We start from the raw sequence: 12,579 nt of genomic DNA on the forward strand, positions 1-12,579 counted from the left end.
CTCTTTTTTTAAGTCTACCAAATTTAATCAAAAAAGGATAGCATCAGCTATCCTTTTTATTTTTCCCACTCTTCCAACATTTTCCCAATATGCCTTTTCATATAAATTTCAGCTAATTCCACGTCTTTATTCTTTAAAGCTTCCAATAAGAGCTTGTGCTCTTCTACTCTTGATTTCCGACCTAAAGTCTCATAAATGTGTTCAGAACTATTAGACAAATAGTCAAATATTATTTTGTAAATTTTTTCTAGTATAGAGTTTTTTGTTCCTCTAGCAATTATATGATGGAACTTGTAGTCATAATCAAAGTATCTCTTGTTATCTATATTTTCCAATATCTCTTGATATATTTCTTCCAATCTAATGATATCATCTTCATCACAATTTTTAACAAATAACTTTATTGCAGAAACCTCTATAATCATTCTAAATTCAAGTATTGTTTCTAGGTTAGTTTTATCTAGCGTTATAAAGTTTAACAGTGAGTTGAAATTTCCACCCATCTCTAAAAAACTAACGTATGTTCTACCACCATTTTTCTTTGTTAAGATATCTAGTCCAATCATTCTATCAATAGCTGCTCTGACAGTAACTCTACTTACCTTCAAATTGTTGGCTATAACTACTTCGCTGTCTATCCTATCTCCGGCTTTCCATTCACCAGAAGATATTTTCTTTTGAATGTAGTTAAAAACTACGTCACTCTTATTCAATTTTTCCTCCAATAATTTTATACTTCTTGTATTAATCGCCCCGTTTATTATATTATAATTCCCTAATATTATGCAACTTTCTTTTATTTTTTGTTTATATTTTGATATTTTTTCTGTATAATCTTAATCGGTGATGAATATGATATTAGAAAGAATTAAAACTGAACTTGAACAAATTAAAAACAATCATAATCTTAGAAAATTAAAAAGTTATCCTGAAAACTTAATTAATCTTTCTTCAAACGATTACTTAAATTTAGCTAACGATTTGGATTTAAGAACTGAATTTTATGAAACATATAAAAACTTATCTTTATCTTCTAGTTCTTCAAGACTTATTACTGGAACTTTTCCCCTTGTTTTAGAGTTGGAGAATAAGTTAAAGGAAATTTACAAAAAAGAGGCCTTAATCCTCAACAGTGGATTTGAAGCTAATTGTTGCATAATAGAAACATTTTGCAATAAGTCAACTCTCATTATAAGTGATAAATTAAACCATGCTAGTATCCATGATGGAATTATAAACAGCGGTGCTGAACTTATAAGATATAAACACTTAGATTTAGAACATTTAGAAAGTATTCTTATAAAATATACAAATCAATTTGATGAAATCTTAGTTATATCAGAAACTGTTTATAGTATGGACGGAGATATGGTTGATTTAAAAAAATTAGTTGATTTAAAAAAGAAATATAATTTTATACTTATGTTAGATGAAGCACATTCTTATGCTGTTTACGGATATGGACTAGCTTATGAGTTTGATTTAATAAATTATATAGATTTTTTAGTGATTCCATTAGGGAAAGGTGGAGGATCTATGGGGTCTTATGTTTTATGTGATTCTATCTACAAAGATTATATTATAAATAGGGGCAGAAAATTCATATACACAACTGCTCTTCCACCTATAAACATAGCTTGGAATTTATTCCTGCTAGATAAGATTGGGCAATTTAGTGAAAGTAGAGAACATCTTTATGAACTTACAAAATATGCTATGGATTCAATAAATGAATTAAATTTAAAAACTATCTCAACAACACACATTATTTCTATTATTATAGGAAATAATCAGAAGATTGAAATTCTTTGTCAAAATTTAATAGCTAAAGGATTTTTAGTTTATGGTGTTAAAGAACCCACAGTTCCTAAAGGAACTGCTAGAATAAGAATTGGTCTAAATCCAAGTATCACAAAAGAACAACTTAATCTCTTTTTTAAGGAGTTAAAAAATGAACTTGATGCTCTTCTTTAATGGATGGGGAATGGATGAATCTATTTTTAAAAATTTTCCTCCTGTTGATAATCTAAACGTTATAGTTATTTCATACCCTTATGAAATTCCAAAATTAGATTTTGAAACCTATAATCATATTTATATTGTTGGTTGGTCTTTTGGAGTATATTATGCTTCTAAATTTTTAAAAACTAAGCAACTTAAAAGTTATACTGCAATTGCTATTAATGGAACTCCTGAAATTATTGGAACAAATGGAATAACAGAAAAAATATTCAATCTAACTCTAAATAACCTAGATTTAGAAAATCTTTATAAATTTTATTCCAACATGGAAGTTCCAAACAATTTTATCGCTCCTAATATAAATATCAACATCTTAAAAAATTCTCTACAAGAACTAAAAGACGATTATCATCTTCTTGATAATCCCTTTCAAATAGCAATTATAGGTATTAGAGATAAAATTATCCCTACATCTAGACAGGTTAAATATTTTACTTCAAAACATGTTCATATTAAATCAATCGAATGTGGGCACTACCCTTTTGAAATTTTAAATGATTGGAATAAATTAATCAAAGATAATTGAATAAACAAGGAGGAAAATTATGTACATTTATAAGCCAGACTATTTAGTTATGACCGCAGGACCCACAATGGTCAGCGGAAACGTCTTACAAGCTAGAGCAAAAGCATTTGGAAATCCTGATTTAGATCCCGATTTTTTTACTTTTTATCAATCTGTTTGTGATAAATTAAAAATATTTTTTGGAACTGAAAAAGCCCAAATGATTATTATGAACGGAGAAGGTATGTTAGCTTTAGATGCAGCTTGTGCTTCTCTTACTGAAAAAGGTGACGAAGTATTGGTTATCTCTAATGGTGTGTTTGGAGAAGGGTTTAAAGATCTTATTTTACAATATGGTGGTAATGTTACAATTTATGAATCTGATTGGAAAAGTGGACTTTCTGCTTCAAAGTTAGAAGAATTTTTAAAGTCTAAATCTAACTTTAAATTTGCAACTATTGTTCACTGCGATACTCCTTCTGGTGTTCTAAATGATATTGGTCCAATTTGTAATCTCTTAAAATCTAAAGGTATTTTAACAGTGGTCGATACTGTAGCTGCTGTTGGAGGAACTGAATTAAAAGTTGATGAATGGAATATCGATATAGCTCTTGGTGGTTCACAAAAAGTTTTCTCAGCTCCTTCAGGGTTATCTCTTCTTTCAATCAGTGACGATGCTTGGGATGCTATAGAAAATAGAACAACTCCAATACCATCATTCTATTGTAATTTATCATATTGGAAAAACTGTGTTGAAGAGATGCTTTTCCCATATACTATGCCTGCTAGTGATATTATGGGTCTAAACGCAGCACTAGGGAATCTTTTGTCTGAAAGACCAAATAGAGTCATTGAAAGACATGAAGAGATGAGGGATTATACAATCGAAAGATTAAAAGATATGGGAATTGAACTATATTTAAATGACAGTTTTTCTCCAACTGTCACTGCCTTTTTAGTTCCAGAAGGATATGATGCTCAAGAAATAATTAATCATATGAAAAATAAATATAAGATTTTAATTGCTAATTCTTATGGTCCATTAAAAAATAAAGTATTAAGAATAGGACATATGGGTGAGAATGCTCGTTTTGACAGAGTTATGTTCACTCTTGATAATTTAGAAAAAACTTTGTGCGATTTAAAAAGAGGATAATATAAAATTTAACAGAATACTTTCTCAATGAGCAAGTGGCTCAAACCACAACATTTATTAAGGAGGTTTCATAATGTTATTAGGAACACGTTATCCAACATTTGCATTTCATACTGGTGGAGCTGGACAGGCTGACGATGGAATACCACCTCAACCATTTGAAACATTTTGCTACGATTCTGCTCTTTTACAAGCAAAAATTCAGGATTTTAATGTAATCCCTTATACTTCAGTTCTTCCAAAAGAGCTTTATGATAAAATTGTGCCTGTTGATCAAGTTGTATCATCATTCAAGCACGGTGCTGTCCTTGAAGTAATTATGGCAGGAAATGGTGCTAATAGAGATGAGCATAAAGCTATTGCAACAGGTATTGGTATAGTTTGGGGTAAAGATAAAGATGGTAACTTAATAGGTGGATGGGCCGCTGAATATGTTGAATATTTTGCAACTTTTATAAATGATGATATAGCTAAAGCTCATGCTGAACTATGGCTTGCAAAATCTCTTAATCATGAACTTGAAATAAGAGGGATTGCACAACATGGTGAATTCCAATTTTTCCACAACTATATTAATATAACTCAACAATTTGGTTATTGTTTGACTGCATTAGGATTCCTTAACTTTGAGTATGCAGAACCTGTAAAAATAAAATAAATCATAATAACTTATAAAGGTCTCATATTCTGATAGTAGGATATGAGACTTTAAACATTTAGGAGGTTTAAAATGAACTGTTCAGATAAACTTACACCTAGAGAATTAGGATTTAGACAACCAGGAGAATGGGAAGCAAGAAAAAGAACCTTTATGCAATGGCCAGTGAGAGATGGATCAAACTCTACAACTCCACTTTGGCCAGATGGAATGGAATCAGCAAGAAGAGGATATGCTGCTGTTGCAAAAGCCATTGCTGAATTTGATGAGCTGGTAATGATAGCTCCTGAACATCTTATAGGACAAGTAAAAGAATACTGTGGTGATAAAGTTAAAGTTTTATCTCTAGCCATAGATGATTCTTGGATTAGAGATAATGGTCCAACTTTTTTAATAAATGATAACGAAGAAATAGGTTTAGTTAAATGGAGATTTACTTCTTACGGTGAAAAATATCAAACTCACTACAACGATGGAAGAATCCCAGATCATTTAAGCATTATATATGATGTTCCTATGTTTAAGTCTCCATTAGCTTTAGAGGGTGGTGGAATCCATTCAGATGGTCAAGGAACAATTATGACAACAGAACCAGTTGCACTTAGTTGCATGAGAAACTCAAGATTTACAAAAGAGGAAGTTGAAGAGTTACTTAAAAATTATTTAGGTGGAGAACAAGTTATAATGTTTAAATCTGGACTTTATGGGGATTTAACAGATGGCCATGTGGATAATGTAGCTTGTTTTGTAAGACCTGGTGTGATTGCTATCCAAGCTTGTTATGATATAAATGATCCAGACTATGAAATTTATCAAGCCAATCTTAAAACTATAAGTAATTATGTTGATAGAGCTTCTGGTCTTCCTTTTGAAATTATTGAGATAGAAAAACCACCTAGAAGATTTTATAAGGGACAACTTTTAACAATGAGTTATATCAACTATCTTCCAGTTAAAGGGGCAGTTGTAGTTCCAACATTTGGTGGGGATGCAGCAGAAACAGATAGAAAAGCATTAGAAACTCTTCAAAAAGCATATCCGGATAGAAAAATAGTTCCAATAGATGGAATGCCAATAATTATAGGTGGTGGATGTGTTCATTGTATAACACAACAGATGCCTGCTGGAAAAAGTTTATAATCCAACTTGATAGGAGAGTGAAAAAATGAAAAATGTTAAAGTTGCAACCGTACAAATGAGTATGGGTTGGGATGTTGAAGAAAATATAAAAAAAGCTGAAAAATTTGTAAGAGCTGCCGCTGCTGATGGAGCTAAGATTATATTGATTTCAGAACTTTTTGAAAGAGTATACTTCTGCGCTAAAGAAATTGCTAGCTATATGGATTTTTCTATAGAGAAGGAATTTAGTCCTGCTATAAACCATTTTAAAACTGTAGCAAAAGAATTAGGTGTGGTACTGCCAATAAGTTTTTATGAAAGAAAAAACAATGCAAGATATAATGCAATCGCCATTATAGATGCTGATGGCGAAGTTATGGGAATATATAGAAAAAGTCATATTCCAGATGATGTGAGTGGTTATCAAGAAAAATTCTATTTTAATATAGGTGATACAGGATTTAAAGTTTGGGATACAAAATATGCCAAAATTGGAGTTGCAATTTGCTGGGATCAATGGTTCCCAGAATCAGCAAGATGTATGTCATTAATGGGTGCTGAAATTTTATTTTATCCTACAGCGATTGGTTCAGAACCGAGTGATCCAACTCTAGATTCTAAAGATCATTGGCACAGAGTAATGCAAGGTCACGCTGCTGCAAATATGGTACCAATAGTTGCTGCAAATAGAGTAGGGACTGAACATGTAGAAGATATAAGTGTTACATTCTATGGTTCGTCGTTTATAACAGATGATACAGGAGCAATTCTTTCTGTAATGGATAGAACCTCTGAAGGATTTATTACAGCTAATTTAGATTTAGAAGCCTATGAAAAGTCTAGAGCTTTCTGGGGATTATTTAGAGATAGAAGACCAGATCTTTATGGTCCAATCTTAACTATGGACGGAGAAACAAAATCTAAATAAATAAATAAATAAATAAATAAAATCTCACAAATTAGGTAAGCCTAATCTGTGAGATTTTTTCTTTAGAAGTTATATGAAATTCCAAATCCACCTTGTGGTTGTAGTTCCCAATCTTTTTGGTTTCCACCCCATACTTGATTTGAATATTTAACTTGTACAAACATATTCATACTCAGTGAATCAGAGTATTTATAATTAACTTGAAGTTGTGGAAGAGCAAATGCTGTCCATATACTATTATAATTTTCATCACTACTTGTAACTGTTGGCGATAACCATTCATAACTGTTACTTAATAACCAGAATGGAGGAGCCCAACCTGTTCCTCTTTTATTTGAAACTGTATAAGGATCAAATCCACCAGCAAAGTTAAACTCTAAATTAGTTTTATCTGTAAATTTATAAAGTTCTTTGGAGTACTCTAACCAAGCATAAAATGAGAAATAATTTGCTTCTTCATGACCACTAACTTCAAAATCTCCATTATAAAATTCTTTAAAGAAGAATGCATCAACTTGTAATGACCATCCAGCTGGAAGTTTATATTGAGTAAGTAAGTTAAGAGAAGCATGGTTCATGTGACCTGATGAACTATTTGGATAGAATCCATAGTTATACATTGGCATCAATGCAAACTTTGTTACCCAATCTGGCATATATTTATAGAAATCAAACTCCATATTTACCCATGTGTAAACAGAATTTGTTGTATCTGTAAAATAGTTATACTGTCTTGCTCCCACATTTGTTGTCCATAAGATATCAGTATCCCATAATTTTCCATGAGAATAAGTTAATTGACCTTGTGGTGAACTAAAGTTATTATTTGCTTGATCTTCTTCACCATCATATCCACCCGAATACATATTCATCAATCTATCAAACTCTAAAGTTACACTCCATTTTGGTGCGAAATTATAGTCTAAAGTTAAAGAAGGGTGAGCAGTTGCTGTTTTATATTTCCCTGAGTTTCCATAAAAAGTTTGTGTGAATCCTATTGTTCCATTAGGTTCAAATGGCTTAGGAACTCTTTTTTTTCTAGTCTCCACCCTCGCCATCGGTGTATTTACCATTTCCTTCCCTTTTTCACTTCTCATAGGAACAATTTCTTCAATTACAACTTCTTCTTCAATTTCAATTGTTTCTGGATTTTCAAGCGCTAACTTTTTTTCATAAGATTTTTTCATTGTCTTTCCAATATTACTATTATCTGTTGCCATAACAACAGAATTAGAAATTAGTAAAACCATAGATAGTAATAAGAACTTTTCTTTCATAAATTCTCCTCCTGATTTACAAAATCAATCTATTAAGATGCTAAACTTAATATTATAATTATAAGTTACTCTTTGCTAGCAATATTTCCTTCTAATATTTTGAAGGATATTTTGGAAAAAAAATTTTTTAAAATGATTTTTAATTTTTTCCAGTATAAAATAATGTTTAATATATATTCTAAAAAACTTAGGAGGCTTAACTTTATGAACAAACAGACAACTTATAAATTTCTAATGATAAGACCATCCAAATTTTACTTCAATACTGAGACAGCAGTAAATAATGCTTATCAAAAGAATTTAGAGGAAGATCCAAAAATTGTAGAAGCAAAAGCTTTAGTTGAATTTGATAATTTAGCTAAAAAAATTAAAGATTCGGGAATGGAAATTAATATCATTCAAGATACTCCAATACCCTATACTCCAGATAGCATTTTTCCTAACAATTGGTTTAGTTCCCATTCAGACGATAAGGTTGTTATTTACCCAATGTTTGCCCCTAACAGAAGACTTGAAAGACAAAAATTTTTAGAAGAATTGATTGTTATTCTAAATGATAAAAAACTTGAAATAATCGACTTGACATCAGAAGAGAAAACCGAAAATTTTCTTGAAGGAACTGGTGCTCTAGTTTTAGATAGAGTTAATAAAATAGCCTACTGCTCTCTTTCACAAAGAGCACATCTTGAGAGTTTAAATCTATTTTGTAAAATGATGGGGTATAAGCCTATATCCTTCCAATCAACTCAAACATTTCCAGATGGAAAAGAAATAATCATTTATCACACGAATGTAATGATGATGGTTGGAGAAGATTTTGCTGTCATATGTTCAGATGTAATAAAAAATTTAGAGGAGAGAGAAACAGTTTTAAATCAACTTAAATTAACCAATAAAGAAATTATAGATATTTCACAAGATCAAGTTCTAAAATTCGCTGGAAATTTGTTAGAGGTTAGAAATAAGTCTGGAAAAAGATATACCTTAATGTCTAAAAGTGCTCATGATGCTTTAACTCCAGAGCAATTAAAAACTATTTCAAAAAGTTCTGAAATTATATACTCCGACATTACAACTATAGAAACATATGGTGGTGGTTCTGTTAGATGTATGATTGCTGAATTATACTAATACAAAAGGAGATGGATTTTTTATGAGATTTGATAAGACTGCAATTAGTTTCTACGATGATTACTGTGATGGCTATGGTTCACCAGGTTCAATAGGAAATGGATATGTCAATATTTTAAAAGTTTCTGCTGGAACTGTGAAAAAAACTGATGATATTTTAATTGATGGAATTGTTGCATATGATCGTGCTGAAGTTAATGATGCCTATATAGGTCAAATAAACATGCTTACAGCTTCTTCATTTTGTGGTTTAGTTGGACAAGTTTGGGGCCATGATTTAGCAAAACATGATAGTATTGCTGAAGATAAAATACAGCCACTTTTTGAAGTTAAACAATATGATGGTTCTATTTTAAATGTATACGACGGTAAACCTCTTCTAGATGCAGGTGTAGAATTATTTGGAACTGAATCAAATAGACGTTTCCCACCAATTCCTGGTTCTCATATGACTTGTGCCAATAAAGGAGTTACTTCATATAGACCCGCAGATGGTACTCCATTAAAAGATGGACAATCTTATGGCGTTTGGTGTTTTATTGCAATTTCTATTGCAAAAGATAGAACTAAAGATGCCAGTCTTTTTATAGAAGATGCTGGTCTTTGGACTAAAAATGACAATCCAAAGGATTTAGTTAAATTTTTAGAAGATCATAGAAAAGCTGTTGTATGGTCAGTGGCGGAGTGCGGGAAAGATTCTCATGTAATTTATGAAAGAACATATGTAAGTTTTGCATATGTTATGATGAAACCCGGAGAAATAGGTACATCACTAACTTGTGGGCCTTATGTTACTCTTGCTAGAAATGCCATACCTGAAGCTGGATTTGATTCTCTTAACAAGTTAACTCTTTCTGAATGGTTAACAGATAGAAAATTAACTCCAATTTTAAAATAAATATAAAAGGGATTTTAGAGTTATTCGCTCTAGAATCCCTTTGTTTTTTAAAATAATCCTGAGATTACTCCATTTTCATCTATATCTATAAGCTCTGCCGCTGGAACTTTTGGTAATCCTGGCATATCTATTATTCCACCTGCCATAGCTATAATAAACCCTGCTCCTGCTGCTAGTTTTATCTCATCTATCTTTACAGTGAAATTAGATGGTCTTCCTATCAGTGCTGGATTGTCTGAAATTGACTTTTGTGTCTTTGACATACAAATTGGCAACTCGCCATATCCCATTGTCTCTAGTTTTGATATCATCTTTGAAGCTGGACCTGAGAATGTAACCGCGTCTGCTCCGTATATATCTTTACATATTTTCTCTATCTTTTCTTTAATTGGCATCTCAAGTTCATACAGAGGCTTATAGTTATCTACTCCGCTCTCTATTTTTTCTAAAACAAGTTTTGCAAGTTCTTCTCCACCTTCTCCACCTTTTGCCCAAACATCACACAGGGCAACTGGCGCACCTAAACTTTCGCAATGTTTTGTTATCATTTCTATTTCAGCTGGAGTATCTGTTGTAAATTTATTTATAGCTACAACAACAGGAAGTCCAAATTTATTCATATTTTCAATATGTTTATCTAAGTTAGCAAGTCCCTTATTTAAAGCTTCTAGGTTTTCAACATTTAAATCTTTTGTTCCACCGTGATGCTTTAGAGCTCTAACTGTTGCAACTATTACTACACAATTTGGAGTTAAATTTCCCAGTCTACATTTAATATCTAAAAACTTTTCTGCTCCTAAGTCAGCCGCAAATCCAGCTTCAGTGACAGCATAATCTGAAAGTTTTAAAGCTAATTTAGTAGCTAGAATCGAATTACATCCATGTGCTATATTAGCAAATGGTCCACCATGAATAAGTACCGGTGTATTTTCTAATGTTTGAACTAAGTTTGGCTTTATAGCTTCTTTTAATAGAGCAGTAACTGCCCCAGATATTTTAAGATCTTTTATTCTAAGAGCCTCATCTGAATAACTATATCCAAATACCATATCTCCAATTTTTTCTTTCAATTCAGAAAGTGAATTTGAAAGACAAAGTGTTGCCATAATTTCAGAAGCAACTGTTATTTGGAATGAATCCTGTCTTGGATAACCATTCGCTTTTCCGCCAAGTCCAATAACAATATTTCTAAGATTTCTATCGTTCATATCCATTACTCTTTTCCAAGTAATTTTAGTAACATCTATACCTAATTTATTTCCCTGAGTTATATGATTATCAATACAAGCTGATACAAGATTATGTGCAACTCCAATAGCATGGAAATCTCCTGTGAAATGAAGATTTATGTCTTCCATAGGAACAACTTGAGAATATCCACCTCCAGTAGCTCCTCCTTTCATTCCAAATACAGGACCTAAAGAAGGTTCTCTTAAAGCTGCGATAGATTTTTTACCTAATCTATTTAGAGCTTGAGTAAGACCTACAGTAACAGTAGATTTTCCCTCTCCTGCTGGTGTAGGAGTAATCGCTGTAACAAGAATAAGCTTTCCATCCTTTTTATCATTAAGTTTTTGTAATAGAGAAAGATTCAATTTGGCTTTATATTTTCCGTAAACTTCAAAATCATCATCTTCAAGGTTCAATTTTTTTGCTACATCTACAATTTTTAGTAATTTCGATTCTTGAGCTATTTGAATATCTGTTTTCATAAAATCATCCCCCAGTACTTTGTTTATGATATTTTACTACAATTTCAAAAAAAAAAATAGTCTCTCATAAGATTTTGAAATATAAATATTTTGATGTTATAATATATAAAGTTTTTATTTGAAATTAATTTTGAAAGGATTATAAAATGGGTTACCCTAAGATAATAGTGAATCTAAAAAAAATTAAACATAATGCTTTTATTATAAATAAAAAATGTAATGATTATGGCATATCCGTTATGGGTATTACAAAATCATTTTTAGCCGACCCAATTATAACTCAAATACTTGTTGATTCAGGGATAGAATTTATTGGAGATTCGAGAATTGAAAATTTAAAAAAAATTGAGCATATTAAAATTCCTAAAGTATTAATTAGAATTCCTATGATATCAGAAGCAAAAGATGTGGTACTTCTTTCTGATATAAGTTTAAATAGTGAAATTAAAACTATCGAAGCTTTAAATTCATCATCTAAACTCCATAATAAAATCCATAAAATAATTCTTATGATTGAAATGGGTGATTTCAGAGAAGGGATACTTTTTAATGAAATAGAAAATATTTTAGAAAAAATTAAAACTTTAAAACATATAGACTTAATAGGTGTTGGAACGAATTTTACTTGTTACGGTGGAATTATTCCAGATGGAAATAAACTTAAAAAATTTTCAGAAATAGTTAGTTTTATCGAAAACAAATTGCAGAAAAATCTAAAAATAATTTCTGGTGGGAATTCTAGTTCCCTTCATCTTCTTGGAAAGGTAGATTTTGGAAAAGTTAATAACTTAAGAATTGGAGAAGCTATCGTTCTTGGACAAGAAACTGCTTTTGGACAAAAAGTTAAAGGGTGTTTTCAAGATACTTTTATTTTACAAGCTGAAATTATTGAATTAAAACTTAAGGAGAATTCTCTAAGAGCTATTTTAGCCCTAGGAAAGCAGGACGTTGATTATGAGGCTCTAATTCCTTTAGATAGCTCAATAAAGGTCATAGGAGCTAGTAGTGATCATTTAATTATAGATTTATCTAACTCTACAACTATTTATGATATAGGAGATATAATTAACTTTAGAATGGGATACTTTTCTCTTTTAAGAGGAATGACTTCTCCTTACATAAAAAAAGAACTTATTTACTAAAAAAACTATGCCATCTATATTATTGAGGCAT

At 31.0% G+C, this 12,579-nt stretch carries 12 protein-coding genes; 9 read left to right on the forward strand and 3 right to left on the reverse strand.

Annotated features, from left to right (window positions below; translation table 11 throughout):
* Positions 1-56 precede the first annotated feature (56 nt).
* A complete protein-coding gene (locus tag H3N56_RS05065; RefSeq protein WP_185880175.1) occupies positions 57-713 on the reverse strand; it encodes a FadR/GntR family transcriptional regulator in 657 nt (218 codons plus the stop codon).
* 139 nt (positions 714-852) lie between these two features.
* Between H3N56_RS05065 and H3N56_RS05070 the strand changes: the two genes are divergently transcribed.
* The 6 genes from H3N56_RS05070 to aguB all read left to right on the forward strand — a co-directional run bounded on the left by H3N56_RS05070 (position 853) and on the right by aguB (position 6,388).
* Positions 853-1,974: an aminotransferase class I/II-fold pyridoxal phosphate-dependent enzyme gene (locus tag H3N56_RS05070; RefSeq protein ID WP_185880176.1), complete on the forward strand. Its 1,122-nt coding sequence runs from the start codon at positions 853-855 to the stop codon at positions 1,972-1,974.
* Complete coding sequence (locus tag H3N56_RS05075) at positions 1,952-2,548, forward strand: pimeloyl-ACP methyl esterase BioG family protein (RefSeq protein WP_185880177.1); 597 nt, start codon at positions 1,952-1,954, stop codon at positions 2,546-2,548. Before H3N56_RS05070 ends, H3N56_RS05075 begins: the two co-directional genes overlap by 23 nt.
* Before the next feature lie 19 nt (positions 2,549-2,567).
* On the forward strand, positions 2,568-3,683 hold the full coding sequence (locus H3N56_RS05080) for an alanine--glyoxylate aminotransferase family protein (protein ID WP_185880178.1): 1,116 nt from the start codon (positions 2,568-2,570) through the stop codon (positions 3,681-3,683).
* Between the two features lie 73 nt (positions 3,684-3,756).
* Positions 3,757-4,341, forward strand: coding sequence for a pyruvoyl-dependent arginine decarboxylase (locus tag H3N56_RS05085; RefSeq protein ID WP_185880179.1), 585 nt, complete (start codon positions 3,757-3,759; stop codon positions 4,339-4,341).
* Positions 4,342-4,413: 72 nt separating this feature from the next.
* Entirely contained in the window at positions 4,414-5,481 is a 1,068-nt protein-coding gene (locus H3N56_RS05090) for an agmatine/peptidylarginine deiminase (protein WP_185880180.1), read from the forward strand.
* A gap of 25 nt (positions 5,482-5,506) precedes the next feature.
* Entirely contained in the window at positions 5,507-6,388 is an 882-nt protein-coding gene (gene aguB, locus H3N56_RS05095; RefSeq protein WP_185880181.1) for an N-carbamoylputrescine amidase, read from the forward strand.
* A gap of 62 nt (positions 6,389-6,450) precedes the next feature.
* On the opposite strand, the gene H3N56_RS05100 is transcribed toward aguB, so the two are convergent.
* Positions 6,451-7,665 carry a hypothetical protein gene (locus tag H3N56_RS05100; RefSeq protein WP_185880182.1) on the reverse strand — a complete coding sequence of 405 codons (1,215 nt, stop codon included), beginning with the start codon at positions 7,663-7,665 and terminating at the stop codon, positions 6,451-6,453.
* A 204-nt stretch (positions 7,666-7,869) separates the two neighbouring features.
* On the opposite strand from H3N56_RS05100, the gene ctlX reads away from it, so the two are divergent.
* Both ctlX and hdcA read left to right on the forward strand, forming a co-directional pair.
* Entirely contained in the window at positions 7,870-8,796 is a 927-nt protein-coding gene (gene ctlX / locus H3N56_RS05105) for a citrulline utilization hydrolase CtlX (protein WP_185880183.1), read from the forward strand.
* Between the two features lie 22 nt (positions 8,797-8,818).
* Complete coding sequence (gene hdcA, locus H3N56_RS05110; protein ID WP_185880184.1) at positions 8,819-9,694, forward strand: histidine decarboxylase, pyruvoyl type; 876 nt, start codon at positions 8,819-8,821, stop codon at positions 9,692-9,694.
* A 47-nt stretch (positions 9,695-9,741) separates the two neighbouring features.
* On the opposite strand, the gene H3N56_RS05115 is transcribed toward hdcA, so the two are convergent.
* Positions 9,742-11,406 (reverse strand): formate--tetrahydrofolate ligase, encoded by a 1,665-nt coding sequence (locus H3N56_RS05115; RefSeq protein ID WP_185880185.1) that lies wholly within the window; start codon positions 11,404-11,406, stop codon positions 9,742-9,744.
* A 146-nt stretch (positions 11,407-11,552) separates the two neighbouring features.
* Here H3N56_RS05115 and H3N56_RS05120 point away from each other — a divergent pair, with 146 nt between their 5' ends.
* Positions 11,553-12,548 carry an alanine/ornithine racemase family PLP-dependent enzyme gene (locus H3N56_RS05120; protein ID WP_185880186.1) on the forward strand — a complete coding sequence of 332 codons (996 nt, stop codon included), beginning with the start codon at positions 11,553-11,555 and terminating at the stop codon, positions 12,546-12,548.
* The last annotated feature ends 31 nt before the right edge of the window (positions 12,549-12,579 follow it).

Origin of the sequence: Cetobacterium sp. 2A (assembly GCF_014250685.1) — a bacterium.
GTDB lineage: Bacteria > Fusobacteriota > Fusobacteriia > Fusobacteriales > Fusobacteriaceae > Cetobacterium.